This window comes from Bacillus sp. BC05(2025) (assembly GCF_056725905.1).
Window position 1 is genome coordinate 282,141 of sequence record NZ_JBWYRA010000002.1, and the last position, 26,669, is coordinate 308,809.

Annotated in this window: 29 protein-coding genes, 3 riboswitches and 1 other annotated feature; of the genes, 4 read left to right on the forward strand and 25 right to left on the reverse strand. The window is 36.1% G+C overall.

Annotated features, from left to right (window positions below; genetic code table 11):
- Nucleotides 1–103: 103 nt before the first annotated feature.
- From ACZ76X_RS07285 to gltP, 3 genes are all read right to left on the reverse strand, one after another.
- The gene (locus tag ACZ76X_RS07285) at nt 104–1,420 is read right to left on the reverse strand and encodes a Na+/H+ antiporter NhaC family protein (RefSeq protein WP_479850049.1); all 1,317 of its coding nucleotides are present in this window, start codon (nt 1,418–1,420) and stop codon (nt 104–106) included.
- Nucleotides 1,421–1,514: 94 nt separating this feature from the next.
- Nucleotides 1,515–1,620, reverse strand: a riboswitch (SAM riboswitch).
- 120 nt (nt 1,621–1,740) lie between these two features.
- Nucleotides 1,741–2,259, reverse strand: coding sequence for a ribonuclease FAU-1 family protein (locus ACZ76X_RS07290; RefSeq protein ID WP_479850050.1), 519 nt, complete (start codon nt 2,257–2,259; stop codon nt 1,741–1,743).
- A 66-nt stretch (nt 2,260–2,325) separates the two neighbouring features.
- Nucleotides 2,326–3,597 (reverse strand): glutamate/aspartate:proton symporter GltP, encoded by a 1,272-nt coding sequence (gltP, locus tag ACZ76X_RS07295; protein ID WP_479850051.1) that lies wholly within the window; start codon nt 3,595–3,597, stop codon nt 2,326–2,328.
- A gap of 492 nt (nt 3,598–4,089) precedes the next feature.
- Between gltP and ACZ76X_RS07300 the strand changes: the two genes are divergently transcribed.
- Complete coding sequence (locus ACZ76X_RS07300; RefSeq protein ID WP_196472683.1) at nt 4,090–5,352, forward strand: murein hydrolase activator EnvC family protein; 1,263 nt, start codon at nt 4,090–4,092, stop codon at nt 5,350–5,352.
- Nucleotides 5,353–5,453: 101 nt separating this feature from the next.
- The gene (locus tag ACZ76X_RS07305) at nt 5,454–5,615 is read left to right on the forward strand and encodes a hypothetical protein (RefSeq protein WP_479850052.1); all 162 of its coding nucleotides are present in this window, start codon (nt 5,454–5,456) and stop codon (nt 5,613–5,615) included.
- Between the two features lie 30 nt (nt 5,616–5,645).
- On the opposite strand, the gene ACZ76X_RS07310 is transcribed toward ACZ76X_RS07305, so the two are convergent.
- The 12 genes from ACZ76X_RS07310 to ACZ76X_RS07365 all read right to left on the reverse strand — a co-directional run bounded on the left by ACZ76X_RS07310 (nt 5,646) and on the right by ACZ76X_RS07365 (nt 16,650).
- Nucleotides 5,646–7,001: a sodium-dependent transporter gene (locus ACZ76X_RS07310; protein ID WP_479850053.1), complete on the reverse strand. Its 1,356-nt coding sequence runs from the start codon at nt 6,999–7,001 to the stop codon at nt 5,646–5,648.
- A 111-nt stretch (nt 7,002–7,112) separates the two neighbouring features.
- Nucleotides 7,113–7,361: a binding site (T-box leader), on the reverse strand.
- Nucleotides 7,362–7,422: 61 nt separating this feature from the next.
- Nucleotides 7,423–8,040 carry an NAD(P)-binding protein gene (locus tag ACZ76X_RS07315; protein ID WP_306185333.1) on the reverse strand — a complete coding sequence of 206 codons (618 nt, stop codon included), beginning with the start codon at nt 8,038–8,040 and terminating at the stop codon, nt 7,423–7,425.
- The gene (locus ACZ76X_RS07320; protein ID WP_479850054.1) at nt 8,015–8,770 is read right to left on the reverse strand and encodes a sirohydrochlorin chelatase; all 756 of its coding nucleotides are present in this window, start codon (nt 8,768–8,770) and stop codon (nt 8,015–8,017) included. The genes ACZ76X_RS07315 and ACZ76X_RS07320 overlap by 26 nt, the downstream gene beginning before the upstream one ends.
- Before the next feature lies 1 nt (nt 8,771).
- The gene (gene cobA, locus ACZ76X_RS07325) at nt 8,772–9,548 is read right to left on the reverse strand and encodes a uroporphyrinogen-III C-methyltransferase (RefSeq protein WP_098670421.1); all 777 of its coding nucleotides are present in this window, start codon (nt 9,546–9,548) and stop codon (nt 8,772–8,774) included.
- 78 nt (nt 9,549–9,626) lie between these two features.
- On the reverse strand, nt 9,627–9,827 hold the full coding sequence (locus ACZ76X_RS07330) for a DUF3906 family protein (protein ID WP_000366917.1): 201 nt from the start codon (nt 9,825–9,827) through the stop codon (nt 9,627–9,629).
- 10 nt (nt 9,828–9,837) lie between these two features.
- Nucleotides 9,838–11,460, reverse strand: coding sequence for a nitrite/sulfite reductase (locus ACZ76X_RS07335; protein WP_479850055.1), 1,623 nt, complete (start codon nt 11,458–11,460; stop codon nt 9,838–9,840).
- A gap of 11 nt (nt 11,461–11,471) precedes the next feature.
- Nucleotides 11,472–12,065, reverse strand: coding sequence for an adenylyl-sulfate kinase (gene cysC, locus ACZ76X_RS07340; protein ID WP_479850056.1), 594 nt, complete (start codon nt 12,063–12,065; stop codon nt 11,472–11,474).
- A 12-nt stretch (nt 12,066–12,077) separates the two neighbouring features.
- Nucleotides 12,078–13,214 carry a sulfate adenylyltransferase gene (sat, locus tag ACZ76X_RS07345; protein WP_479850057.1) on the reverse strand — a complete coding sequence of 379 codons (1,137 nt, stop codon included), beginning with the start codon at nt 13,212–13,214 and terminating at the stop codon, nt 12,078–12,080.
- Nucleotides 13,215–13,252: 38 nt separating this feature from the next.
- Nucleotides 13,253–13,957, reverse strand: coding sequence for a phosphoadenylyl-sulfate reductase (locus ACZ76X_RS07350; protein ID WP_202283614.1), 705 nt, complete (start codon nt 13,955–13,957; stop codon nt 13,253–13,255).
- A gap of 87 nt (nt 13,958–14,044) precedes the next feature.
- Complete coding sequence (locus tag ACZ76X_RS07355) at nt 14,045–14,188, reverse strand: YezD family protein (RefSeq protein WP_000116161.1); 144 nt, start codon at nt 14,186–14,188, stop codon at nt 14,045–14,047.
- Nucleotides 14,189–14,260: 72 nt separating this feature from the next.
- A riboswitch (SAM riboswitch) is annotated at nt 14,261–14,369 on the reverse strand.
- 117 nt (nt 14,370–14,486) lie between these two features.
- Entirely contained in the window at nt 14,487–15,803 is a 1,317-nt protein-coding gene (lysA, locus tag ACZ76X_RS07360) for a diaminopimelate decarboxylase (protein WP_479850058.1), read from the reverse strand.
- A 180-nt stretch (nt 15,804–15,983) separates the two neighbouring features.
- Nucleotides 15,984–16,165, reverse strand: a riboswitch (Lysine riboswitch).
- Nucleotides 16,166–16,254: 89 nt separating this feature from the next.
- A complete protein-coding gene (locus ACZ76X_RS07365) occupies nt 16,255–16,650 on the reverse strand; it encodes a DUF3888 domain-containing protein (protein WP_479850059.1) in 396 nt (131 codons plus the stop codon).
- Between the two features lie 248 nt (nt 16,651–16,898).
- Between ACZ76X_RS07365 and ACZ76X_RS07370 the strand changes: the two genes are divergently transcribed.
- Nucleotides 16,899–18,785, forward strand: a complete 1,887-nt coding sequence (locus tag ACZ76X_RS07370; protein ID WP_479850060.1) for an LTA synthase family protein — start codon at nt 16,899–16,901, stop codon at nt 18,783–18,785.
- A gap of 181 nt (nt 18,786–18,966) precedes the next feature.
- Nucleotides 18,967–19,668: a CDP-diacylglycerol--serine O-phosphatidyltransferase gene (gene pssA, locus ACZ76X_RS07375; RefSeq protein WP_000285421.1), complete on the forward strand. Its 702-nt coding sequence runs from the start codon at nt 18,967–18,969 to the stop codon at nt 19,666–19,668.
- Between the two features lie 29 nt (nt 19,669–19,697).
- On the opposite strand, the gene ACZ76X_RS07380 is transcribed toward pssA, so the two are convergent.
- From ACZ76X_RS07380 to hisD, 10 genes are all read right to left on the reverse strand, one after another.
- On the reverse strand, nt 19,698–20,669 hold the full coding sequence (locus tag ACZ76X_RS07380; protein WP_479850061.1) for a 2-hydroxyacid dehydrogenase family protein: 972 nt from the start codon (nt 20,667–20,669) through the stop codon (nt 19,698–19,700).
- 145 nt (nt 20,670–20,814) lie between these two features.
- On the reverse strand, nt 20,815–20,982 hold the full coding sequence (locus ACZ76X_RS07385) for a DUF4025 domain-containing protein (RefSeq protein ID WP_479850062.1): 168 nt from the start codon (nt 20,980–20,982) through the stop codon (nt 20,815–20,817).
- Between the two features lie 68 nt (nt 20,983–21,050).
- Nucleotides 21,051–22,070 carry a histidinol phosphate phosphatase domain-containing protein gene (locus ACZ76X_RS07390; protein WP_479850063.1) on the reverse strand — a complete coding sequence of 340 codons (1,020 nt, stop codon included), beginning with the start codon at nt 22,068–22,070 and terminating at the stop codon, nt 21,051–21,053.
- An 11-nt stretch (nt 22,071–22,081) separates the two neighbouring features.
- Nucleotides 22,082–22,405, reverse strand: coding sequence for a phosphoribosyl-ATP diphosphatase (gene hisE / locus ACZ76X_RS07395; protein ID WP_048544914.1), 324 nt, complete (start codon nt 22,403–22,405; stop codon nt 22,082–22,084).
- Between the two features lie 10 nt (nt 22,406–22,415).
- Nucleotides 22,416–22,721 carry a phosphoribosyl-AMP cyclohydrolase gene (gene hisI, locus ACZ76X_RS07400; protein WP_048544916.1) on the reverse strand — a complete coding sequence of 102 codons (306 nt, stop codon included), beginning with the start codon at nt 22,719–22,721 and terminating at the stop codon, nt 22,416–22,418.
- The gene (gene hisF, locus ACZ76X_RS07405) at nt 22,718–23,476 is read right to left on the reverse strand and encodes an imidazoleglycerol phosphate synthase cyclase subunit (RefSeq protein WP_479850064.1); all 759 of its coding nucleotides are present in this window, start codon (nt 23,474–23,476) and stop codon (nt 22,718–22,720) included. The genes hisI and hisF overlap by 4 nt, the downstream gene beginning before the upstream one ends.
- Nucleotides 23,470–24,189: a 1-(5-phosphoribosyl)-5-[(5-phosphoribosylamino)methylideneamino]imidazole-4-carboxamide isomerase gene (gene hisA / locus ACZ76X_RS07410; RefSeq protein ID WP_098670434.1), complete on the reverse strand. Its 720-nt coding sequence runs from the start codon at nt 24,187–24,189 to the stop codon at nt 23,470–23,472. The genes hisF and hisA overlap by 7 nt, the downstream gene beginning before the upstream one ends.
- Nucleotides 24,162–24,791, reverse strand: coding sequence for an imidazole glycerol phosphate synthase subunit HisH (gene hisH / locus ACZ76X_RS07415; protein ID WP_098670435.1), 630 nt, complete (start codon nt 24,789–24,791; stop codon nt 24,162–24,164). Before hisH ends, hisA begins: the two co-directional genes overlap by 28 nt.
- A complete protein-coding gene (gene hisB / locus ACZ76X_RS07420) occupies nt 24,792–25,376 on the reverse strand; it encodes an imidazoleglycerol-phosphate dehydratase HisB (RefSeq protein WP_479850065.1) in 585 nt (194 codons plus the stop codon).
- On the reverse strand, nt 25,376–26,665 hold the full coding sequence (gene hisD, locus ACZ76X_RS07425; protein WP_479850066.1) for a histidinol dehydrogenase: 1,290 nt from the start codon (nt 26,663–26,665) through the stop codon (nt 25,376–25,378). Before hisD ends, hisB begins: the two co-directional genes overlap by 1 nt.
- Nucleotides 26,666–26,669 lie beyond the last annotated feature (4 nt).

A 26,669-nucleotide genomic window follows, 5' to 3' on the forward strand; every position in this document is an offset into this window, starting at 1 on the left:
CTGCGGTAGCATCTCATCATTCACTCTTTTAGGGCATATAAAAAGCCGTACAGAGGACATTCTCTGTACGGCTTTCGTTTCATTTCATAAACTTCATTTTTCATTATGCTGTTTTATGATACTCTTTCTTTCCCGCTACTTTAGAAAACCGCGGGAAACCAATTAATATAGAAATGATTCCACATACTCCAACTAAGATTGGATAAAACGCATATGGCAACAATTCAATCGGAGATAACGCCGCAAATCCTGCTGCTGTTAACATTTGCGCTCCGTACGGTATTAATCCTTGCACACAGCATGAGAAAAGATCTAATACACTCGCTGATTTACGGGGATCAATTTCATATTGATCTGCAATATTTTTCGCCAGTGGACCTGTAAAGATAATAGAAATCGTATTATTCGCTGTACACATATTCGTCATACCTACTAAACCAGCGATACCAAACTCTGCTCCTTTTTTTGAACGAATGTTACGAGTTAAAATATTCATTAAATATTGAATGCCACCGTTATATTGAATTAGTTCGACCATACCGCCAATTAAAATAGCAAGTAATACTAGCTCCATCATACCGCCCATTCCAGTCGTTACACTTTTAAAGAAACTCTCTAACGTGTAACTTCCATCTAAAAGACCGATAACACCTGATAATACAGTTCCACCAGTTAACACGATAAGTACATTCCAGCCAAGTAATGCTGTAATAAGTACTCCTGCATACGGTAAAATCTTTATCCAGTCAAAGCTATGCGCTTTAATCTGCGTATCACTTCCTAAAGTAATGATTACTAATAGTACAATTGTAATAATCGCTGCTGGTAATACAATTAAAAAGTTCGTTTTAAACTTATCTTTCATTTCCGTTCCTTGTGAACGTACAGCTGCGATTGTTGTATCTGAAATAAATGATAAATTATCACCAAACATCGCTCCACCAACAACAGTAGCCATCGTAAGTGCAATGGAGATATTAGTTTGCCCACTAATACCTACAGCAATTGGTGCTAATGCAGCAATTGTACCCATTGAAGTTCCCATCGCTAATGAAATAAATGCGCCTATAACAAAAATTCCAGCTACGATAAATCCTTGCGGTAAAATGGATAGCGCTAAGTTAACTGTAGAATCAACGCCGCCCATCCCTTTTGCTGTTTCAGAAAATGCTCCTGCTAGGACAAAAATTAGAACCATAATCATAATATCCGGGTTCCCTGCACCTTTAGCAAATCGTTCTACTTTTACATGAAAACTTTCTTTACGATTCATTGCTAAAGCGACTCCCACAGCAATTGAAATTGCTACAAGTATCGGCAATTTATAGAAATCACCTGTAATAATTCCAGAACCAATAAATAGCGCCAAAAATATCCCAAGTGGTAATAAAGCCAAACCATTTCCTCTCGTTTCTTTCAAAGTACCATCTCTCCCTAGTTTCAACCTTTTTCTAATGAATAACAAAAGACCTCTTCCAATGAGAAGAGGTCTTATACATCTATAAGAAACGCTCTTCTCATCTTTCAAGCACATGCTTGCTGGATTTGGCACAGCACTCTGAAATCGAGTCCGCTGCCGAGGCATCGTAGGGCCAGTCCCTCCGCCTCTCTTTATAAGAAGGTTTCATATTTATTTTTTAATAATAATTTCTTCCCTAACTTTACTCGCTTACAAAACAAAAGTCAATTATTTTTTATATAGATTTTTTTGGTAATTATACAAAAATTTGAATACAACAATCATTTTAACTTTTTGATTTCTTCTTCCAATATTGAAATCCAATAAAATTCACTATTTTTTATTGCATCTATGATCCATTTCGTAGTGTACCAAGCCAATTCATACTCTTCTTTTGTAACATCGCCACTTTTATAAGCATCCTCTAGCTCATCTTCATCCAATATATACATTTTACCATTCGGTAATAACACTACATCTAAATATAAATCATCAAAATACGGTAAACCACGTTCGTCTATTTCATATTCTTTCGCCACATCGATATAATATTGTACTAATTCTTTTCGATCATCTAACATAGCGGTAATCGCAAAGTTTTTCCCGTTTATGAAATACTGAATCCACGTATACCGATCGCCAGCAATACAAAGCTCTTTACCATCATATTCTTTACAACTAGGTTCTCTCACCTTTTTTATTTCCAGTATTCCTAGCATTCCCTCTTCTATCTGCTTAACCGTATAATCCCTCTCTATTAGTCGCTTCCACGAAGAACCGTCACCATATTTACGTTTCATTTCGTCTGCTCCCCTTCTATATAGAAAAGCCCCCACATATTATGTGAGAGCTTGTTCAAATTATAATTAAGCTGCTTGTTTATTAGAAATTTCTTTCAAGTAGGCTTGTCCTTTTTCAGCGTCATACTGACCTTCCCACTTAGACATAACTACAGCTGCTAAAGAGTTACCTACAACGTTAACTGCTGTACGAGCCATATCTAAAATACGGTCAATACCAGCGATAAAGGCTAAACCTTCAGCTGGAATACCTACTGTACCAAGTGTCGCTAATAATACAACAAATGATACACCAGGTACACCCGCAATACCTTTTGATGTAAGCATTAATACAAGCAATAATGTAATTTGTTGTGTAATGGATAAATCAATACCGTACATTTGCGCTAAGAAAATAGCTGCAATTGCTTGATATAAAGTTGATCCATCTAAGTTAAATGAATAACCTGTCGGAATAACGAAAGATGTAATTGCCTTTGGACAACCGAACTTCTCCATTTTCTCCATGATTTTTGGTAAAACTGTTTCTGAACTTGCTGTAGAGTACGCTAAGATCAGTTCATCTTTTAAAATCTTAAAGAATTGGAAAATGTTAATTCCAAATATTTTCGCTGTAATTCCTAATACGACTACAACGAAGAAAATCATTGCTCCGTATACTACAACTAATAATTTCCCTAATGGAATTAATGAAGAAAGACCAAATGTAGAAACTGTAACTCCAATTAACGCAAATACACCAAATGGTGCAAATTTCATAACTTGGTTTGTTACGTAAAACATTGCATCAGCTACACCTTGGAAAAATTGAAGAACTGGTCTTCCTCTTTCACCAATTGCCGCTACACCTAAACCAAATAATACAGAGAAGAAGATAATAGCAAGCATATCTCCGTCAGCTAATGACTTTACAATGTTCGTTGGAACAATATTTACAAATGTATCTGCAAATGAATGACTTTGTACTTGCTCTGTCGTATGTGTATATTTCGAAATATCTGTCTTCGTTAACTGCTCCATATTTACGCCTTTTCCTGGTTGGAAAATATTCGCAATTAACAGACCGACAATAATTGCAATTGTTGTAATAATTTCAAAGTAAATAATTGTTTTTCCGCCTAGTCGACCTAATTTTTTAACATCGCCAACACCAGCAACCCCAACAACAATACTTGCTACAACAATCGGTACAACGATCATTTTAATTAATCGGATAAAAATATCACCAATTGGTTGTAAATAACTCACCACTGCCGGATTGCCAAAGAAAATCGCCCCAACTGCAATACCTAGCGCAAGACCAATTAATATTTGCCATGCAAGTCCTATTCTTTTCATATTTGTTGTAACCCCCTCTTCGATGTGTCACTCTATCTCTCATTCTATCTCTATAAAACTCGAAATTAAGAGTATTACATATTATTCGACAATTCACTACATTTTGTCCCTGTTAAAAATCATAAATCAAAATTTAAAATCTGACAACAAAATAACTTTTACTGAACACAAATAATTTTCTTGACAAAAACAAATCCCATGTCAGAAAACCTAACATGAGAACGATTCCCTACTAGTATTTTAGAGAGTTTTTAACTTAAATTTCACTATATAGAGTCGCGTTTTTTTCCTTTATTTCACAGATAAAATCTAGAATACACCTTTGTTGCACAAACTAAAAAAATACAATCATCATTACAATTACTGTTGAAAAATGCTAAATTCCGACAAAACTTAGCAATTTTATAAAATTTTCTTTACATTATGATTACAACGATAGACACTCTTCTTCTTATGATATATAACATTCATAGGGAAAGGAGTTAGACAACCATGAAAAAGAAATTTGCAGCGTTTAGCGTTTTAGCAGCAGGAACCATTTTTGTTTCTCCACTACTTTCACCCGTATACGCTGAAACGAATCAAGATAAATTATCTAATATTCAATCTGAATTAGAAGGAAAACAAAATGACTTACAAAATAAATCAGCTGAGAAAGAACAAATAGAAAAAGAAATTCAAGAATTACAAAAGAAAATCGATGACTTAACTACTTCTATTAATAAAAACGAAGCTGAGTTAAACGATACAAAAAAAGAAATTAGTAAAACACAACAAATAATAACTGACAAAAAGAAACATATAGAGCAATTACAAACAAACATAGATACACGTCAGGAAGTTATTAAGCAACGACTTCAATCTATGCAAGAAAAACCTCGCACAAATATCATTACAGAAGTATTAACAAATTCTGCAAACATTGCTGATCTCGTTGATAATATGTATTCTGTCAGTTTAATTTTAAACAACGATACTGATATTGTGAAAAAACAAACAACTGACCAAGATGCTGTGACGAAAGAAAAAGAGGCTGTTGAGAAAAAAGAGCAACAATTGAAAGAATCCGAGCAAAAATTAGAACAAAAACAACAAGAATTACAAAATAACCAACAACAGCAACAAACTCTTATTAGCGATCTACATACGAAAGTAGCAAAAGTAGATTCAGAGATTGAAGGATTAGAAGAATCTAAAGGCATTTTAGAAAATCAGCGTCAAGCTGTTCAAAAAGCAATTGAAGAAGAAAAACGCGCGGAAGAAGCTCGTAAAGCTGAAGAAGCACGTAAGGCAGAGGAAGCTCGCAAACAAGCTGCCACACCTGCTCAAGCTGCTCCAGTACCTCACGATACAAACGTTGGTGGATTTATTAAACCAGCAGCTGGATCAAAAACTTCTGGTTTTGGCGTGCGCTCTATAGATAACCATAAAGGAATCGATATCGCAGCTTCAGGAACGGTTCCAATTATTGCCGCTGCAGATGGCGTTGTTATTCGCTCAGAATTATCATCTAGTTACGGAAATGTTGTGTACTTATCTCACCGTATAAATGGAAAAACATACACAACAGTATATGCTCATATGAGTAGCCGTTCTGTATCGAATGGACAAACTGTAAAACAAGGAACTCAACTTGGATTTATGGGGAATACTGGCCAATCATACGGACAACATTTACACTTCGAACTTCATCTTGGAGAATGGAATGTCGGTAAGACAAACGCAGTTGATCCATCTCCTTATATCGGATTATAAAAAAACTCGGTGCATACCGAGTTTTTTTATTTCCCCTTCACACACTATAGGCATTCCACATAGACTACAACTAAATGCCTATAGTTTACGGGGTGAATGATATGAATACACAATTACAACAAAAAATAGAAGAAGCTAGAGAAACTTACATTGGTCGGTTATTTACATTTGGCGGCTCAGCGTTATTTTTAATCGGATCATTTATTGCAGTCGTCACAGCCTATAAAACCTATAGCCGCTTATTAAATACACCTACAACATAATAAAAAGACGGAGATTTCTCCGTCTTTTTATTATGCAAACATTTTAAATACGCCTATCGCATTTAAAAATACAATAATTACAGTTACCGGAATAACATAACGAAGCAAGAAAAACCAAATATTAAATAACGTTTTCCCTTTTGTTTCCGTAACTTCTAATTCTTTCATTAAGATTTCTTTACTCATTTTATTTGGTACGAATAGCGAAATCGCTAATACCCCTAAAGGTAGTAATACGTTACTTACCGAGAAATCGACTAAGTCAAAGAACGTTTTCCCAAATATTTTCACATCACTCATAATTCCAAACGATAGGGCGGACGGGATTCCAACTGCAAAAATAAGAATACCAATTAATAACGATGCTGATGGGCGCTTTTTCTCATTATCTTTCGCAACAGATGCTACTACAATTTCAAGCATGGAAATCGCAGATGTTAACGTTGCAAAGAAGAATAACACTAAAAACATAATGAAGAAAAATTGTCCAAATGGTATTTTTGCAAATACTGCTGGAAGGACGATAAACAGTAGTCCTGGCCCTTCAGTCGGCTTAACACCTAATGCGAAAATCGCCGGGAAAATTGCTAATCCTGCAAGTACTGTAATAAAAACCGTTAAACTTACAATAGATGTTGCTGATTTCGCTAAATGTTCTTCTTTCTTTAAATAGGAACTATAGGTTACCATTACTGAGGCACCAACTGTTAGCGAGAAGAACGATTGTCCCATCGCGTATAAAATCGTATCTGCTGTCAACTTTGAAAAATCCGGTTTCAAGAAGAACTCTACCCCAGCAAAAGCACCATCGAGTGTTAATGCACGAATAATGATAGCAATAAACAAAATAAATAATAGCGGCATCATATACTTACTTGCTTTTTCTATCCCTTTCTCTACACCTTTACTTACAACAAAAATAGTGCAAAGCATAAAGAGAAATTGCGCTCCAATTGCGCTTACTGGATTTGAAATCGTTTCACCAAACAATTGTCCATAATCAACAACACCATTCCAGAAGCTTCCTGTAACACTATAGTATAAATACAGTAAAATCCATCCACCTACAACACTATAAAAAGATAGTACACTAAAACAAGTAACAACTCCCATACGACCAATCCAAGGATATAACTTGCTATTTGGCACCAATACTTTATACGCTGTAACTGCCTCTTTTTGCGTACTACGCCCAATAACAAATTCAGCTAAAAGAAGTGGCATACCTATAAATAAAGTTAATAGTAAAAATACAAGGAAGAATGCGCCTCCCCCACCATTACCTGCAACATATGGAAATTTCCATATCGCACCAAGACCTACTGCGGCTCCGGCTGCTGCGAGTACAAAGCCTATTTTCGACGTCCATTGCTGTGTTTCTTTCATTATAATTTCTCCTTTTCTGAATATTTAAACTTTTGTTAATTATACACTTTCATTTCATACTCGCACACCTCCTTTAGAAAATAAAAAAGTCCCCTACACGCAAATATGCATGTAGAGGACGATATATGTAATGTAAATACCGTGGTACCACCTCAATTGGATTGATAAATCCCACTTGTTCAAGTACAGGAAAAACTCCGATACTCTATCCTTTTAACGGCGGAACCCGGGTTGCCTACTACAATGTTCAACATACCTCTCGCAAGCCCATTCTGTATATTTTATCGTACCGGGCTCACACCTTCCCCCAGCTCTCTGAACGTATCAAATATACCTACTCTTCTTGCTCATCGATTTCATCTATTGAAGTTACTTGTGATTATAAATTATATTTTTATAGTTGTAAAGTACAATTTATTCATTATCCTATATGAACTCTTCTCTCTAATTCTTGTAAAAACAATTCTCTTTTTTGTTCATTTTGAACATATATCGACTTTAATACTTCTTGCAACAATATATTTCTCTGTCTTTTCTCAATTTGTAATTCTTTCACTTTTATTCTAACTTCGTATAAAAAATTAAGATACGACTCATACGCCTCATCATATTTATTTGCAATATCATCACGAATTTTTTTTGCAAGTTTTGGGCTCGCTCCCCCAGTAGAAACAGCCACATTCAGTAATCCACGATGAATCGCCGCCGGAAAATGAACATTACCACTTTCCGGGTTCGTAATAACATTTACTAATTGATTTTCTGCGCTATCTTCAGCAATTTGTTCATTTAATACAGCATCACTACTCGCTGCAACAACTAAAAAAGCGTCTTTAATGTCACTTTTTTCATACTCCCTTTGATACCAACGAATTTTCTTTTCTTCTACAAGTTTTACTAAATTTGCATCCAATTCAGGACTTATCACAACTATATCCGCACCTTGTTTTAGTAAAGGAATAATTTTAAATCCCGCAACTTTCCCTCCACCAATAACAACAACACGTTTCTTCTCAACTCGCACTGTAAGTGGATACATATTGATCTCCCTTCAATAATTTTTTCGTTTTCTGAATTAACATATACTGAAATGCTTCATTCTTCCCTAAATACGGACTTATTTTTATCTCTTCCAGCTCATATTGACTCACTTCTTTTTCAATATGTTTCATAAGTAAACCTGTAAATAATAAGTAAGGCAGTACAACGATGTTCTTTTCTTTTCGTTCTATGACTTCTTTTAACTTATCCTCAAATTTCGGCTCGGCAGCTGCTAAATAACAAACCTCTACTTTTTTAATTTTCTCTTCCGTTTGAAATAAAGAAGCAATCCAGTTTATATCTCGTAATACTTCAGGGTCACTGCTCCCTCTTGCAACAAGAAGTAGCGTCACTTCATTTTTATCTTCCTGTTCAATACCACTTCCACTATATACCGATTTAACAAGTGTTTCTGATACACCAAACGGATTACCATAAGTCACTTTAACATTCGAAAATTGATTATTTACCTTTTCCAATTCAAACGGGATATCTTTTTTCACATGACCTGCCGCTAATAAAAAAACTGGAATAACAATAATCTCTGTAGCACCACGCTTCACACATGTGCGGAACCCTTCATCAATAGTTGGACTCGCTAACTCTAAAAAACAAATTTCTTGAATACTTGCCTCTACACGGTTCATGCATGACGTAATAAACGCAACAGCTTCTTCTTTAGCTGCTTTCAAACGACTTCCATGGCATATATATAAGATGGCTTTCATTTTATAACACTCCACTTACTTGATACGTACTTTCTGTCTGTTTCTCAAACCAATGGATTTTTTCTCGAAAACGGACCACTTCTCCAATTACAATCATGCTCGGATTTTGAATTTGTTCTTTTTTTGCAACATCTACAATTGTTCCTAACGTTCCAACAACTGTACGCTGCATAGATGTCGTTCCTCGCTCAATAATAGCAACAGGTGTACTTTTATCTTTTCCATGCTTCATTAGTTGCTCACATATGTAGGGTAAATTGCTAACCCCCATATATACAGCTAAAGTTTCTACACCTTTCGCTAAATTTTCCCACTTCACTTCCTCTTCGGCATCTTCTTTTCTATGCCCCGTTACAATAGCAAAACTTGCACTTGCATCACGATGTGTCACTGGGATACCAGCATAAGCAGGAGCAGCTATTCCAGCTGAAATACCAGGAACGATTTCAAACGGTACACCTTGCTTTGCTAACGCTTCAGCTTCTTCTCCTCCCCTACCAAATACAAATGGATCCCCACCTTTTAGCCTCGTTACAACTTTTCCCTTTTTCGCATATTTAATAAGAAACATGTTAATTGTCTCTTGCTTCATCGTGTGATAATTTGGTAGTTTTCCGCAATAAATTAAATCCGCTTCAGGCTTTGCATAAGAAAGCAATTCTTTATTCACGAGACGGTCGTATAAAATAACATCTGCTTTCTCAATACATTTCAATCCTTTTACAGTAATTAAATCTGGATCACCAGGACCCGCCCCAACGATATAAACCTTCCCCATCATCTCTCCTCATTTCTACTATTAAAGTGAAACTTCCATCCTTATATACGAATGGAAGTTTTCATTATTTGTTATTCCCTACTCATGAATAACAAATGCCGCACCTTTTCGAATCTTCTTTTTTTCAAATAAGGAAATTTCCTTTACTTCTGGCAGCGGTAAAAAATGCTTTTCAAGCTCCATCTCCGCAAGCTTAAACGCCTGTTCTTCACTTTGAGCAACGACAACAATCGGAACAATACTATTTACTAACACAGCTTCAAATCGATATAAATCCATATTGTCCCTCCTAAGACGCTATTACTTCTTCTAGTACGTTATTTAAGGCTATTTGTAATGTCTCTACACCAACACGGCCGACAAAATCATAAAACGTTTCAGCTAGTAATTTATTCTCTTTGAAATAACTTATAAATGATGCAAGTACATCAGGTAGATCCTCGCCATCTATTTTCCCTTTTAACTTTTGGTTATAAGCACCACCATCTAACAGCGTTCCACCTACATATATTTCAAATGCTTCAACAATTCCTTTTTCCTTCGTTTTCATTTTCACCCCTTGTAATCCAATGTCAGCAATTTGACGTTGACCACATGAATTCGGGCACCCTACCATATGAATACGAACCGGAACATCGAGTGCAATTTGTGTATCTAAGTATTCGGCAATTTTTCGCAATCTTTCTTTCGTTTCTACTAAAGCAAGATTGCAATATTCAATACCAGTGCAAGAAACCGCATGACCAATAAACGATTTTGGACTGGCTGATATCGTTTCAAATAAAGGCTCATTTAGTAAACCCTCCACATTTTCTGGCGGAACATTCGGAATAATAAAGTTTTGTGAATTACATGTACGAATTTGTCCATTCCCATACTGTTTAGCAATTCTTGCAATCTCAAACATTTCTTCTGCATGTAGGCGTCCTACTGGCACATTAAAACCTACATATTTTAGTCCGTCTTGTTTTTGATCTTGAACTCCATAAAAGTATCCCGCATTCCAGCCTTTGAGAGCACTTTCCCCTTTACTTTGCAATGGTCCTGTATACTCTATTAGTTTCTCTTTGAACTTCTCTGCTCCCCAGTCTGCAACAAGAAACTTCAAACGGGCTAAATGACGTTTTTCGCGATATCCAAAATCACGGAATATCGTAGCAATCGCAATTGCTACCGCCTTCACTTCTTCTGGTAAAACGAATACATCTAATTCATCCGCTAAATATGGACGAGCTGATAATCCACCGCCTACTTTTATATGAAAACCAACTTTTTTCTCACCGTCTATCTCTTTCGTTGCAGGTGTAAATGCAACACAGTTAATCTCTGCATTTGCTGAATTATAAATGTTAGAACTAATAGACATTTTAAATTTACGTGGTAAGTTAGAAAACTCTTCATTATGTTGGAAATAGTCATATACCTCTTTTACAATGCCAGTTGTATCAAACAGTTCATTTGCATCAATACCAGCAAGTGGATTTCCTGTAATATTACGCGTTATATCACCACACGCTCCAGCTGAAGATAGCCCAACTCTTGCTAATCTTTCAAAAATATCTGGAATTTGCTGAATTTCTAACCAATGAAACTGAATCGCCTGTCTTGTCGTAATATCTATTACGTCACGCCCATAATCCTCAGCGATAGAAGCAAGCACTTCTGCCTGTGCATTCGTAATAATCCCTGAAGGAATATTTACACGCATCATAAAATAACCAGCTTCTTTCGGTCTTTGTAAATACAACCCTGCCCATTTGAATGCGTCCCACTCTTCTTTCGGAATAGATTCGAAGCCATTCTCTGCATAGTAAGGAATATCATTAAAGATCTCCAAGCCATCTTTTTTTAATTTATTTTTCTCAGTCTGATTTAACTTTTCATTGTTAGCCCATACTTTTTCATAACTCATTGTTTATCCCCCTATATAAAACTACGCTCTTGTAAATACTTCACGATTTGTTCCGCACATTCTTCAATAGAATATTTGTGCGTTTCTACAATTAATTCCGCTTGTGCTGGCTCTTCATAAGGCGAATCAATACCTGTGAAATCCTTAATATCACCTTTTCTTGCCTTCTTATAAAGTCCTTTCGGATCACGTTTCTCACACTCTTCAATCGGACACTTCACAAAAATTTCAATAAATTCATCTGTCGCTAATAAATCTCTTACTTGTTTGCGGTCTAATCGAAATGGTGAAATAAATGCTGTAAGGACAACTGTTCCTTGATCTACAAATAACTTTGCCACTTCGCCAATACGTCTTATATTTTCCATGCGATTACTTTCAGAAAATCCTAAGTCTTTATTTAAACCGTGACGAATGTTATCCCCATCCAGCACATAATTTCCAATATTCTTTTCAAACAGTTTACGAGCAACCGCATTTGCTACTGTAGATTTACCCGAAGCAGATAAACCAGTAAACCAAATTACAAAACTGTGATGTCCATTCTTCACTCTTCTCTCATCTTTTGAAACCGAAGCTGTATGCCAAGTAATATTCGTATCCATCTCGTTCTCTCCCTATTCTGTTACTACTGCTTTTTTCAAGCCTTTAATTAGCACTTCCACTACTTCTTTACGACTAAATGTACTTGGCGGAACCTCACCGTTTCTTAATAATTCTCTTACTTTCGTACCCGATAAAATGACATGATCTTCTTTTCCGTGCGGGCATGTTTTCGTCGAAGCCATCGCTTCACATTTCGTGCAATAAAAACTATGTTCAAAAAATAGCGGTGTAATCCCTAATTCTTCTACTGTAAAGTTTGTAAAAATTTCTTGCGCTTCATAAGTACCGTAATAATCTCCTACCCCTGCATGATCTCGCCCTACAATAAAGTGGGTACATCCAAAATTCTTTCTGACTAGTGCATGAAATATCGCTTCCCTCGGTCCTGCGTAACGCATCGCTGCAGGAAATACACCTAAAAAGACACGATCTTTCGGATAATAGTTTTGAAGTAACACTTCATAGCTTTCCATTCTTACATCAGCAGGAATATCGTCCGACTTCGTTTCCCCAACGAGCGGATTTAAAAAGAGGCCATCTACAATTTCAAGAGCAGATTTTTGAATATATTCATGGGCACGATGTACAGGATTTCTCGTTTGGAATCCGACTACTGTTTTCCAACCACGTTTTTTAAATTCTTCTCTCGTTTCAATTGGATCTAAATGATAAGAAGGAAATGGATTACTTTCAAAACGTTTCGTAAGAATAATAGCTCCTCCGACGTAAACGTTCGGTCGTTCATATAATTTTTTCACTCCTGGATGAGCCTCATCCGTCGTTTTATACACTAGTAACGCTTCTTTTTCCTTATCAGGCACAAAAATATCTTCTATTTGAATAACACCATATACGTTTCCCCCGTTAACAAGTTTTACTTTCTCTCCAGCTATTAGCCTCTCTGCTACTTCTTCTGTTACTGGTAATGTAATTGGTATACTCCAAACCCTCCCATTAGCTAAACGAAGCGTTTCTACGACCGAATCATAATCTTTCTTCCCTAAAAAACCAGTAAGCGGGCTATATCCTCCTGTTGCTAATAGCTCTAAATCACTTAACGCAATGTTGTCTAGCCCAATTTCTTTTTCAATTTGTGATACATCATATGTCTCGTCTATAAGATTTACTAATTCATTTCTTGTACTCATTTTCTATACCCTCTCTTAGCTTTATTTTCAAATTCATCTTATTGGTAATGTAGACCACATTCAGTTTTCACTTTCCCGGCCCATCTACCATCTCTCGAATCGCCACCCTCACCTACAGGTAACGTACACTTCTCACACCCAATACTTGGATATCCAACATCATGCAGCGGGTTATACGGCAAACTATGTTTGTATACATATCGCCATACCTCTTTCCATGTCCAATGAATGAGCGGACAAACTTTAATAGATTGAAAGCGATGATCTTGATTTATAAACTTTGTATGCTTACGCGTTTCTGATTGTTCCCTCCTTAAGCCCGATATCCACGCTTTTTCCGCTGCTAATGATTTTTCTAACGGTAAAATTTTTCTAATCTTACAACAAAGATTCGGATTACTTTCCCATAATTTCTCACCATGCAACTTCGCTTGTTCATCAAGCGTAAGTTCCGGTTGTTTTTCTATAATATTTAATGAAGGAAATTGCCTCCGCACTTTTTGAATTAATTCATATGTTTCTTGAAAATGAACATTTGTATCTAAAAATACAACTTTAGCAGATGGATTTACTTGGTTTATAAGATGCAGCAATACCATCCCTTCCACTCCGAAGCTACATGCGTATACAATTTCACCTTCATATTCTTTATAAGCCCAACTTAAAACAGATAGCGCGCCTTTCGTTTCATCTTCTTCTGAAAATGAAACATTATTTTCTTCCCACGTTTCATACGTCAACATGTTTTTTCCCCCTGTAAAAGCAAAAAGACGGTTTTAACCTAATCAAAATAGGTTAAAACCGCCTCTAGTTTTTCTAGTCAGCGCTTTTTACTTTAAACGTACCTTTTCACTTTTCTCTAATTGAATGACTTTTCCATCTTGCACAACAATTGTAATTGAACCATATTTCATATCAGCAAGCATCGCTTCAATTTTCTCAGATACTTCCTCAAAATGTTCCCGTACACTCACGCGAACAGCCCCCCTTTTTATTCATAAAAAAAATCTTTCCCATTTCGAAAAGACTGTTCGGTAATATATTTTACCTTATCTTTCAAAATGGATTCCATTTTGCTGGATTTAGCACCTTGCTTTCTATAAGCAGGTTGCCGAGCTTCGTCGGGCCAGTTCCCTCCGCTTCTCTTGATAAGCTTTGTATTTGTATTTTATCACAATTCTGATTTTTTTCAATCCTAGTTTTCCGATATATTTTAATTATTTTATTTTATAAAAAAGGAATTGTCCCTCCGAACAACTCCTTTTTCCTCATTTAAACAAGTTCTTTAATACGTATGCGATCGTTCCCAATAATATTTTCATATGTTTCGCGCTCTACAACAATTTGTGACGTACCACCTTTTGCGAAGACGACAGCTGGTCTACGAATCCGATTATAATTATTCGCCATCGAGTACCCGTATGCCCCTGTACAAGAAATTGCTAGTAAATCCGCAGAGGCAACTTTCGGTAGATTAATATCCCAAATTAACATATCTCCACTCTCACAGCATTTTCCTGCAATCGAAACAACTTCCTCATTCTCATCGTTCCCTCGATTTGCTAACATCGCTTCATAACGAGCGTTATATAGAGCAGGCCTTAAATTATCAGTCATCCCACCATCGACTGATACATATTTCCGAATACCAGGAATGTCTTTCACAGATCCAACTGTATAAAGGGTCGTTCCAGCATCACCTACAATACTACGGCCTGGTTCAACCCATATTTCTGGCAAGGGATAATTACATACTGTAAATTGCTCTCTCACTGCACTTGTTACAGCTCGCACATACGTCTCAAGAGTTAATGGCGTATCTGACTCTGTGTAGCGTATTCCGAATCCTCCGCCCACATTTAGCACTTTTACTACATAATTTGTTCGCTCTCTCACTTTTTCTAAAAATTGATGAAGAACTTCAATCGCTCGCACAAAGCCGGCTGTTTCAAATATTTGTGATCCGATATGTGAATGAATTCCTAACACGTTATAATTTGATTTTTGTAAAGCAAGCTCAATTGCTTGCATCGCTTGACCATTTGACACGCCAAATCCAAATTTCGAATCATCTTGACCTGTTGTAATATATTCATGTGTGTGCGCCTCTACCCCAGGCGTTACACGAATTAATATGTTCACAAATTTCCCATGTTGCACTGCTAAATCATGCAAAATTTCTAATTCTAAGAAGTTATCTACGACAAAACAACCAATATTCGCCTGAAGAGCCATCACAATTTCTTCATCTGTTTTGTTATTGCCGTGAAAATGAATGCGCGATGCCGGAAATCCTGCTTGTAGTGCAGTATATAATTCCCCTCCAGAAACAACATCTAATGACATATTCTCTTCACGAGCTACTCGGCACATCTCCATGCACAAGAACGCCTTGCTTGCATATGCTACTTGATAAGAGAAACCACTTTCTTTAAAAGCACGATGAAACGCGCGGCACTTTCCTCGAATTGACTCTTCATCGTATACATAAAGTGGTGTTCCATATTGTTTTGCTAGCTGCGTCGTATCGCACCCTCCAATTTCTAAGTGTCCTTGCCCATTGATTCGGCTTGTGCCGTGTAAATACATTTGAATTCCTCCCTTATTTCCTCTAAAACTCATAACCCCAATCTTCTATTCATTGCAGCACGCTTTTAGATAGACAAAAAACGCGCGGAACAATGTTCACACGCGTTTCTTATTAGGAAAAATATATATTGAAAAAATAAACGAGTTGTTATCTCCTCAAAATAAGAAACCGCATCAACATCTCCAAATAGCTCTCCATAAAATAAATCTTATGACAGTACTACATTTATTCAATGCAGTCCCAATATATGAATAAGATGGTTATTCTTATATTTCGGCAATAGTCCCTTTCAACCTATGATCACAGATTCCATTAAATCTCCCATAGTTTACTCTTTCCTATCGCGGCCTCTACCTTTGAGAGTAGATGAGGTAAGTCTATTTAATTTTCAAACATCTAATTGTTGCTATTAACAATACCAAAGGACCATTTTATTTGTCAAACAATTTTTTATATTGTTTTTCTACAGTTTAGTTTCGTATCGTTCGGTAAGCGCTTTACTAAAACCTTCGTCACTTCCCATTCGCCTTCTTCGTTATTAAATGTAATCGTTACCTTCTCAAATGGTGGAGCAATTTTCCCGGCAACACGTTCATACTTCGTTACTTCAATAACTGCTTGAAATAAATATGTACCGCTATACACTTTTTTTAAACTAATAATTTTCGGGCATTGATAAGGCTTCAAGCTCCCATATTGTTTTTCAATTGCTTTATTTATTTTCGGAAATAAGACAGAATAAAGGGCATCTTCCATAAGAGGTGCATCATATTGGGCTATCGACACACTCGGTGAAGCAAAAAGTATAACACTACTACATACTATAAAATACAATAACTTTCGCATTATAACCTCCTTACACGATTCTTTCTGCGCACGACAATAATCATATATAGAAACTCCGTTTTATTGTCTCCTACTGCCCTTTTTCTACTCAATTATTATAAAAAAGCCCACAACTCTCTTTTATTTTCGTATAATGATACTCATAGTATAATAAACATAATAACAAAGGACTGTTCGTATATATAAAATGAGGCGCTAATCAAATCGCCTCACAAGAACTGTCATGCTTTTTAGGAGAGGAGTATATTATGCTACAACGTCTGTTTCCAAAACTGCGATTTGCACTCGTTGCAGTCGTTTTATTATGGATAAAAACATATATTGTGTACAAGCTAGCATTCGATATTAAAATTGATAATTTCTTTGAAGAATTTATGCTTTTTATTAATCCACTAGCTGCGTTACTTTTATTTTTCGGTTTTGCTTTATTTGCATCTAAACACCGAAACCGCATTATAGTTGGAATTAGTTTTATACTATCATTCATTTTATTTGGAAATGCAATGTTTTATGGGTTTTATAACGATTTCGTTACGTTCCCAGTATTATTTCAAACAAATAATATGGCTGATTTAGGGACAAGTATAAAAGAACTCTTTACGTATAAAACATTACTGTTATTCGCAGATGCGATCATCTTAATGTTTCTTTCGCGTAAATTCCCAGCATTTTGCGACAAGACGCCGCTTTCTCGCTCTGAGAAGAGAACTTTCTTTAGCGGTGTAACAGCTCTATTAGCATTACAAATTGTTATTTCAGTTATTTATAAACCACAAATGTTCTCACGCTCGTTTGACCGTCAAACTGTCGTGAAAAATTTAGGTTTATACACATATCATCTATTTGATATTACACTTCAATCTAAATCTTCAGCTGAACGTGTATTTGCAAGTGGGGACGGGTTCTCTGAAATTAAAAACTATACAGATTCAAAAGATAAGCAAGTTGATAAAAATTTATTTGGAGCTGCAAAAGGTAAAAATGTTATTTTAATTTCAATGGAATCTACACAAAGTTTTGTTATTAATAAAAAAATAAATGGAAAAGAAATTACCCCATTTTTAAACGAATTTATTAAAGATAGTTTCTATTTCGATAATTTCTATCATCAAACAGGACAAGGTAAAACTTCTGATGCTGAATTTATCGTTGAAAATTCACTTTATCCGTTAGATCGCGGTTCTGTATTCTTTACTCACGCAACAAATGAATATACAGCTACACCAGAACAATTAAAAAAATACGGATATTCTTCTGCTGTCTTCCATTCAAACGATAAAGCATTTTGGAATCGTGATGTAATGTATCCTGCACTTGGATATGATCGTTACTTTAATTTGAATGATTACGTAGGCACAGAACAAATGTCTGTCGGTTGGGGATTAAAAGATAAAGAGTTCTTTGAACAATCTATTCCAAAGCTAAAATCTTTACCACAGCCGTTCTATACAAAGTTCATTACTTTAACAAACCATTTTCCATTTCTTCTAAATCCAGAAGATCAATATGTTGATGAGTTTAATTCAGAAAGTGGTGTTGTAAACCGTTACTTCCCAACGGTTCGTTACACGGATGAAGCTCTTAAACGATTTATTAAACAATTAAAAGAAGAAGGACTATATGATAATTCCGTTATTATCATTTACGGAGATCATTACGGTATTTCTGAAAACCATAACGCAGCTATGGCCCAGTTCCTTGGGAAAGACGCTATTACACCGTTTGATTCTATGCAACTACAACGCGTCCCTCTCATTATTCACGTGCCTGGTCAAGAGGGAAAGGTCATTTCTAAAGTATCTGGTCAAATTGATATTAAACCAACACTACTTCATTTACTTGGTATTAAAACAAATAAATCCGTTGAATTTGGAACTGACTTATTTATTAAAGAAAAAGACCCACTTATGGTAATGCGTGATGGTAGCTTCGTCTCAGAAGATTATGTGTATACAAAAAACATGTGTTATAAACGAAATACAGGTGAAGAAGCGGACATTTCATTATGTCAACCAAATATCGAAAAAGCAAAAACTGAATTGAAACTCTCCGACAAACTCATTTATGGAGATTTATTACGTTTCGACCCTAACAATCGGTATAAGACTGGAACGATGACAACGAAATTTGAATAATACAAGGTGCAACTTTATAAAAGTTGCTCCTTTTTTTACTTATTTTTCAAATCATTCTTCTATGAAATCTTTCACAAATTGGGAATTTTTTTCGTATGAAGAAGAAATTTATGGTATGATAAAATAAGTAAACTTTCATACACTAATTAAGAATTTATTACAGAAAGCAAGGGATCAGATTTTGTATAGAGCAGCTATTCCAAACTTATTTACGCTCGGAAATTTATATAGTGGATTCTTGTCAATCGGCTATGCATCTTTAGGATATTATAAATCAGCTGCTATTTTAGTACTTATCGGGATGATGTTAGATAGTCTTGATGGGCGTGTTGCTCGTTTATTACGCGTTGATTCACAAATGGGAAAAGAGCTTGACTCGCTTGCAGATGTCGTAACATTTGGTGCAGCACCTGCTGTCCTCATGTATTACACATCTTTCTCCAATTATGGAATCATCGGACTATACATAGCGGGACTATTCCCTCTTTTCGGAGCATATCGTTTAGCTCGATTTAATGTTACACCATCTTCTACTTCAATGAAATATTTCACTGGGGTACCGATTACAGCAGCGGGAGGGCTTGTTGCTTTCTTAACATTATTTTCACATACCATTCCAAAAATCGTTCTTATTACAGTATTTGTAACGTTCGCATTTTTAATGGTGAGCCGCATTCGTATCCCAAGTTTAAAAGATGTACCAATTCCACGATATAGCATCATTATTACACTATTTTTAGTTGGAATCATTATCACAATGTACCAAACAGGGTTCGGTAATTTTTCTGTTTTCTTATTCATTGCTATTCCACTATATATTTTGTATATGCTATCTCAATTTCTTAGACAAAGACCATCTAAAAGAGCAAATAAAGACAAATAAAAAACCTTCCGATTCCGGAAGGTTTCTTTTTATTTTGTAACGAATACTTTTTGATTTACAGGTGTTACAGGCTCTTCACCGTTTAATACTGCTAAAATATTTCTTACTGCCATTTCAGCCATCGCATCACGCGTTTCGAATGTTGCATTTCCTACGTGAGGAGCAAGTACTACATTCTTTAACCCTTTTAGCTCTTCAGTAATTTTCGGTTCAAATTCAAATACATCAAGAGCCGCCCCTTCAATTTCATTCGTTTTTAATGCATGAGCGAGTGCTGCTTCATGCATGATTGGTCCACGTGAAGCATTTATAATATACGCAGTTTTCTTCATCATTTTAAATTGTTCTTCATCAATCATATGGTGCAATTTCGGATTATACGCACAGTTAATTGTAATAAAGTCTGCTGTTTGTAATAATTCTTCCAATGTTACATATGTTGCTTCCAACTCACTTTCAGCTTCAGGCTTTCGATTTGGTCCTGTATATAAAACATTCATTCCAAACGCTTTCGCACGCTTTGCAACTGCCTTTCCGATTTCTCCAAGGCCAATAATTCCAATTGTTTTACCGTGTACTTCGCGGCCTAAGAAAAATAATGGTGCCCATCCGTTAAATCCAGTTGTACGACATAGCGTATCACCTTCAGGAATTCTACGTGCCGCTGCTAAAAGAAGTGCAAATGTTAGTTCTGCAGTAGCTTCAGTTGATACTTTCGGTGTATTCGATACTACAATTCCTTTTTTACCCGCATACGTGTAATCAATATTGTCGTAACCAGCACCATAGTTTGCAACAACCTTCAAATTAGGTGCCGCATCAATCACTTCTTTTGTCACCTTTGTAGAAAGTAGACTTAATAATGCATCTTTGTCTTTTACACGCTCTGTTAATTCATCTAAAGAAATTAACGCCTCTTTATCGTACATTTCTACATCATGATCCTTTAATAGTTCTAATCCGATTGCTGGAATTTTCCCTGCTACTAATATTTTTGCCACTACTAACACCTCTTCTATAGAAAATAAGATATCTCTTATCTTTCATTGTAAGAAATCCACATATAAAAACCAAGGAATTTGATTATAGTTTTGAAAATCGACACTTTTCCACAAAAAAAGAGGAGATGCAAGTCTCCCCCTCTTCTTATGCTTTTTCTTGCGATTGTTTTCCAAGCTTCACATCGATCGTTCCTTCTGCAACTGTATCACTAATTTGTTCCTCAATAACGGATTGAGATGTAACATTCGTTTCAGAAGTATACGCTTGTTGCTGTGCATCTTGTACATTTTGTTTATTTTGTTGTTTCACCATTTCTTTACCCTCCTTTTTATTCTTTCTTATTTTGAACAAAAAGGTGGGTTTTCATCAAAAAATCGTGATCATTTTAAAATTGTAACTTCTCCTTCCAGCAATTTCATTGTTCTTACTCGTTTCGTAAATGTAGCTAAATGCGAAATATCATGATTGCGTAACGTCTTTATATTCTCTTCCACATATTTTCCTAAATCATGCGGATAATGAGCATCTGAGGAAAGTGTAATCGGGACCCCATGCTTAGCTAATACTTGTAAATATAGTGGACTCGGGCACATCTCGCGCACAGGGTAGCGATAATACAACCCCGCATTTATTTCCGTTGCCGTATTAGTTTCTACTAACGCACGCGCAATTTCCGTATAATAAGAAAGTTGTTCATTCTCATCTAGCCGGTAATTAAATACTTTTATGTTATCAAGATGAGCTATTATATCAAATAACTCAGAACGAACTGCACACTCCACAGTTTTGAAAAACGTATCATATAAAGTATATAAATCATGTTCCTTAAAATATTCTTTCGTATCTGGATTATCAAATCCCCAGCCATTTAAAAAATGAACAGAACCTATTACATAATCAAAATCCCCTAATGCGAGTAAAGATTGTAATTCTTGTTCACCACCAATAAAATAATCCGCTTCAATTCCAAGTTTAAGCGTAACACCTCTTTTACTCCATCGTTCTTTCGCCTCTTCAATTGCCTTTGTAAAATCATGTAGTGACGCTACCCTTACTTGGTCTAACCATTCCTTCTGTAAACGACCAAGCCTCGAATTACTAATATCGACATATCTTTCATAGTATTCTTTCGCTTCATAAAAACGGTATAAATGATCGACAATCCCAACTTCTTTTATACCTTTTCGCAAAGCTTCTTCTAAATATAAATCAATCCATTCCACTGTAAATGGCCCTTCTTTCACACGTCTTTGCAGGCGTTCTTGTGTTTTCACAAGCCATTCCATAGAATGTTTTTCTTCTTTAAGCGGTTCATAATGTTGCAGTGCTTCATTTATTTTAGCAAGCCACCCTATTGAATACGGACCTTCTTCTAAATGAATATGATAATCCACTTTCATACATATTCCCCCTATAATGTATCTATTTCTCTCCTGTCTCCTACTCTCGAAAGCTTCCCATTTCTTTCTTTCACTTCCTCCATAATATCTTCTAATGGTATATTTTTTTCGGCTAATAAAACGAAGCAGTGATACATTACATCAACCATTTCTTTCACTAACTCTTCTTTATCATTATTTTTAGATGCGATAATTACTTCGGAACATTCCTCACCAATTTTCTTTAAAATTTTATCTTCCCCTTTTGAAAACAAGTAATTTGTATATGATTCAGGAAGCGGACTTCTCTTTCGTTCTTCAATTGTTTCAAATAGTAATGTAAAGGCATTTTTCATATGTATCCCCCTATATAATTTTGTAATGAAAACATGTCTTTTCTCCCGTATGACATGCAGGTCCTACTTGCTTTACGACAACAACAATTGAATCTTGATCACAATCTAAATAAAGAGATTGCACATATTGGATATTCCCTGATGTTTCCCCTTTATTCCATAACGATCTTCTTGACCGAGAATAAAACCAAGTTCTTTTCGTTTCTAACGTTTTTTCATATGCTTCTTCGTTCATATAAGCTAGCATTAAAACTTCTTTTGTACCTTCTTCAATTACAACTGTTGGTAGTAATCCTTTTGAAAAGTTAGGTTTCATAACCGCACCTCGACGTTTGCATTTCTTAATTTTCTCTTTACATCCTGCATTGTCGCCTCACCATAATGAAAGATTGATGCCGCTAACGCTGCATCAACTATTGTCTTTTGAAAAACTTCTATAATGTGATCAACATGACCGCACCCGCCTGACGCGATGACTGGTACGGAAACGCTTTTTGAAATTTCTTCTGTTAAGCGAAGGTCATATCCATTTTTCGTTCCATCTGCATCCATACTCGTTAATAAAATTTCCCCTGCGCCTAGCTCGGTAACACGCTTTGCCCACCAGATGGCATCCATTCCTGTATCAACTCTTCCGCCGTTCACATATACATTCCACTTACCTTCTGTTACTTTTCTAGCATCAATTGCGACGACAATACATTGTGAGCCAAAGTGTTCTGCTCCTTCCTCAATTAATTTTGGATTTCGCACTGCCGCTGAGTTAATTGAAATTTTATCTGCTCCCGCTCTTAGTAAATTGTACATATCTTTAACACTTGAAATCCCCCCGCCAACTGTAAGAGGAATAAATACTTTTGAAGCTGTTTTTTCTACAACATCTATAATCGTCTTTCGTCCTTCATGCGTTGCCGTAATATCTAAAAATACTATTTCATCTGCTCCCGCCTCATTATATAAAGCGGCTATTTCAACCGGATCACCGACGTCTTGTAACCCTATAAAATTTACACCCTTTACAACTCGCCCTTCTTTCACATCTAGACAAGGAATAATTCGTTTCGCTAACATAACTTTGTTACCTCTAGTACTTCTTCTAAATCAATCGTTTTCTCGTAAAGAGCCTTACCAATTATGACGCCGTATATATTCATATCATTTAATTTTTTCACATCTTGAATAGATGCTACTCCTCCAGAAGCAATAAGACGAATAGCAACGCTTTTTTGTAGTAACTCCAATTGCTCTATATTCGGCCCTGCAAGTGTCCCGTCTTTCGAAATGTCTGTAAACACAATTGTTAGAACACCTATATTCTCCATTTGCTTCGCTAAATCAATGTAAGAAATTTCAGACACATCAAGCCAGCCTCTCGTTGCTACGAAACCATTTTTCGCATCAATGCCAACAATAATTTTTTCTTTATATAGAAGAACCGCTTCTTCTAAAAATGCCTTATCATAAAGAGCAGCTGTTCCTAAAATCACTTTATCCACACCTACTGACAATAGCTTCTCTACCGCTATAAGCGATCGAATTCCTCCTCCAACTTGTACAGGAATACATACTGCCTTACAAATTTTTTCAATGACGGACAAGTTTAACGACTCGCCAGCAACTGCACCATCTAAATCAACAATGTGCAACCGTTTCGCTCCAAATTTTTCAAATATAATCGCTTGCGCAACCGGATCTTCATTCATTACTGTTTCTTTACTAAACTCTCCTTGATAAAGTCTAACGCAGCGCCCCTCTTTTAAATCGATAGCTGGGAAGATTTCCATGCTTCTACCACTCCTTTGAAATTTTTCAACATTTGCATTCCGATGTCACCACTCTTTTCAGGATGAAACTGTGCGCCATATATACTTCCTTTTGCTACAAAACCAGGTACTTTCACTCCATATTCACTTATTCCATACACAATTTCATTTGGACAATCTGCGTAATAAGAGTGGACATAATATACGAAAGAACCATCCTCTACTCCATTCCAAAGTGCTATTTCTCCCTCTTTCTTTAACTCATTCCATCCCATATGTGGAATCTTATAAGGAACCTTTAACTTTCGAATAACACCTGGCAATAAACTTAATCCGTTACAGTCTTCTAGTTCCTCACTTTTTTCAAATAAAAGCTGCATTCCTAAGCAAATGCCTAGAAGCGGTTTTCCTGAACGCCCGACTTCTTTTAACACACATACTAAATCTTTTTCTTCCAATACATTCATCGCCTTTGGAAATGCACCTACTCCTGGTAAAATTACTCCATCACTTCTAAGAATTTCTTCTTTCTCACTCGTTACGATATACGCTGCTCCAATATGCTTTAATGCTTGTTCTACACTACGAATATTTCCCATTCCATAATCTATAATGGCAATCAATTACAACATCCCTTTCGTTGAATTTACACCAGTAATGTTGACATTTCTTTCGACTGCTTCTCTAAGCGCTCTACCAAACGCTTTAAATAACGCTTCAATTTTGTGATGTGTATTGCTTCCGTATAAAATACGAGCATGTAATGTAATATTGGCAGCATGCGCAACTGCTCTAAAAAATTCTTCTGTTAATTCTGTATCAAAATCCCCAAGCTTCGGATTCGTTAATTCTCCTTGAAATACAATATATGAGCGCCCGCTTATATCAATTGCGACAAAACCTAAAGACTCATCCATCGGTACATATGCTGAGCCGTATCTATTAATCCCCTCTTTACTTTGCAATGCTTCTTTCAAACAGTTTCCGAGTACAATCCCAACATCTTCAACTGTATGATGCGCATCAACGAAAACATCGCCTTCTGCCTCCACTTGCAAACCGAATCTTCCATGCCTTGCAAATAAAGTTAGCATATGATCAAAAAATCCAACTCCCGTTTGTACAGAAACCCCCTTTCCTTCATCAAGCTGTAAACTTAATTTTATTTTTGTTTCTGTCGTCTCACGTATTTGACTAGACTCGCGCATCATTCTTCCTCCTCAAATCTTATTTGAATCGCTCTCGCATGCGCATGTAACCCTTCTTTATTGGCAAGTTCTACAATATGATGTTGTACATCTCTTAACGCGTCCTCCGTATAAGACAGGAAACTTGATTTTTTCACGAAATCATCGACTGATAACGGCGAGAAAAATCTTGCTGTTCCACTTGTCGGTAACACATGATTCGGTCCTGCTAAATAATCACCGAGCGGTTCCGGTGCATATGGTCCAAGAAAGATAGATCCTGCATGTTTCACATAAGCTAGAGCATTCATCGGTTCTTTTATATGTAACTCTAAATGTTCTGGAGCGATTTCATTGGATAATTGTAGCGCCTCATTTAAAGAAGGAATGATAAAAATGGCTCCATTTCTATTTATCGATTCACGTGCAATTTCGCTTCTTGGTAATGTTTCTAACTGTCTTTCTAACTCTTTTTCTACCTCTTTTGCTAACTCTATATTCGTTGTAATACAAATTGCTGTTGCTCTCACGTCATGTTCTGCTTGTGATAATAAATCAGCAGCAATGTATTTTGCATTGCCAGTTTCATCAGCGATAACTACAATTTCTGACGGTCCAGCAATCATATCAATATTTACTATCCCGTATACTTCTCGTTTTGCCAGAGCGACGTACAAATTTCCCGGTCCAACTATTTTATCCACTTTCGGAATCGATTCCGTCCCGTATGCTAAAGCAGCAATTGCTTGCGCGCCACCTATCGTATAAATTTCATCTACTCCTGCAAGACTTGCAGCAACTAAAATATGTGGATCAATTCCTCCTTCCCTTGGCGGTGTTACCATTACAATTTTTTTCACACCAGCGAGTTTTGCTGGCAATACATTCATTAATACTGACGAAGGATACGAAGCAGTTCCGCCTGGCACATATACGCCTACATTCTCTAACGGCCGAATGATTTGTCCTCTAATGATGCCATTACTCTCGCAATCGAATATGGATTGCCTTTTTTGTTTTTCGTGATATGAAATAATGTTTTTCTTCGCTTCTTGTAACGCTTCTAAAAATGAATTCTCTACAAACATACCCGCTCGTTTTATTTCTTCTTCACTTACACGAAACTCTTTCATCTTTACACCATCAAACTTTTTTGTATAAAAAGATAGGGCCTCATCCCTACTCTCCCTTACATTTCGAACAATTTCATTTACATTTCTTTGAACAGTTTCTTCTATTATATTAGCGTTTTCCCGTAGCAATTTTATTTTTAATAACGCCTTTTGAAAATCTTCATAAACGATTTCCATTTTA

Coding starts and splice junctions, on each gene's coding strand:
- ACZ76X_RS07290 (WP_479850050.1), bottom strand. CDS start 2,259: ATGAAACGTAAATATGGTGACGGTTCTTCGTGGAAGCGACTAATAGAG.
- gltP (WP_479850051.1), bottom strand. CDS start 3,597: ATGAAAAGAATAGGACTTGCATGGCAAATATTAATTGGTCTTGCGCTA.
- ACZ76X_RS07300 (WP_196472683.1), top strand. CDS start 4,090: ATGAAAAAGAAATTTGCAGCGTTTAGCGTTTTAGCAGCAGGAACCATT.
- ACZ76X_RS07305 (WP_479850052.1), top strand. CDS start 5,454: ATGAATACACAATTACAACAAAAAATAGAAGAAGCTAGAGAAACTTAC.
- ACZ76X_RS07310 (WP_479850053.1), bottom strand. CDS start 7,001: ATGAAAGAAACACAGCAATGGACGTCGAAAATAGGCTTTGTACTCGCA.
- ACZ76X_RS07315 (WP_306185333.1), bottom strand. CDS start 8,040: ATGTATCCACTTACAGTGCGAGTTGAGAAGAAACGTGTTGTTGTTATT.
- ACZ76X_RS07320 (WP_479850054.1), bottom strand. CDS start 8,770: ATGAAAGCCATCTTATATATATGCCATGGAAGTCGTTTGAAAGCAGCT.
- cobA (WP_098670421.1), bottom strand. CDS start 9,548: ATGGGGAAGGTTTATATCGTTGGGGCGGGTCCTGGTGATCCAGATTTA.
- ACZ76X_RS07330 (WP_000366917.1), bottom strand. CDS start 9,827: ATGGATTTATATCGATTTGAAGCTGTGTTAGTAAATAGTATTGTTCCG.
- ACZ76X_RS07335 (WP_479850055.1), bottom strand. CDS start 11,460: ATGAGTTATGAAAAAGTATGGGCTAACAATGAAAAGTTAAATCAGACT.
- cysC (WP_479850056.1), bottom strand. CDS start 12,065: ATGGATACGAATATTACTTGGCATACAGCTTCGGTTTCAAAAGATGAG.
- sat (WP_479850057.1), bottom strand. CDS start 13,214: ATGAGTACAAGAAATGAATTAGTAAATCTTATAGACGAGACATATGAT.
- ACZ76X_RS07350 (WP_202283614.1), bottom strand. CDS start 13,957: ATGTTGACGTATGAAACGTGGGAAGAAAATAATGTTTCATTTTCAGAA.
- lysA (WP_479850058.1), bottom strand. CDS start 15,803: ATGTATTTACACGGCACAAGCCGAATCAATGGGCAAGGACACTTAGAA.
- ACZ76X_RS07365 (WP_479850059.1), bottom strand. CDS start 16,650: ATGCGAAAGTTATTGTATTTTATAGTATGTAGTAGTGTTATACTTTTT.
- ACZ76X_RS07370 (WP_479850060.1), top strand. CDS start 16,899: ATGCTACAACGTCTGTTTCCAAAACTGCGATTTGCACTCGTTGCAGTC.
- ACZ76X_RS07385 (WP_479850062.1), bottom strand. CDS start 20,982: ATGGTGAAACAACAAAATAAACAAAATGTACAAGATGCACAGCAACAA.
- ACZ76X_RS07390 (WP_479850063.1), bottom strand. CDS start 22,070: ATGAAAGTGGATTATCATATTCATTTAGAAGAAGGTCCGTATTCAATA.
- hisE (WP_048544914.1), bottom strand. CDS start 22,405: ATGAAAAATGCCTTTACATTACTATTTGAAACAATTGAAGAACGAAAG.
- hisI (WP_048544916.1), bottom strand. CDS start 22,721: ATGAAACCTAACTTTTCAAAAGGATTACTACCAACAGTTGTAATTGAA.
- hisF (WP_479850064.1), bottom strand. CDS start 23,476: ATGTTAGCGAAACGAATTATTCCTTGTCTAGATGTGAAAGAAGGGCGA.
- hisA (WP_098670434.1), bottom strand. CDS start 24,189: ATGGAAATCTTCCCAGCTATCGATTTAAAAGAGGGGCGCTGCGTTAGA.
- hisB (WP_479850065.1), bottom strand. CDS start 25,376: ATGCGCGAGTCTAGTCAAATACGTGAGACGACAGAAACAAAAATAAAA.
- hisD (WP_479850066.1), bottom strand. CDS start 26,665: ATGGAAATCGTTTATGAAGATTTTCAAAAGGCGTTATTAAAAATAAAA.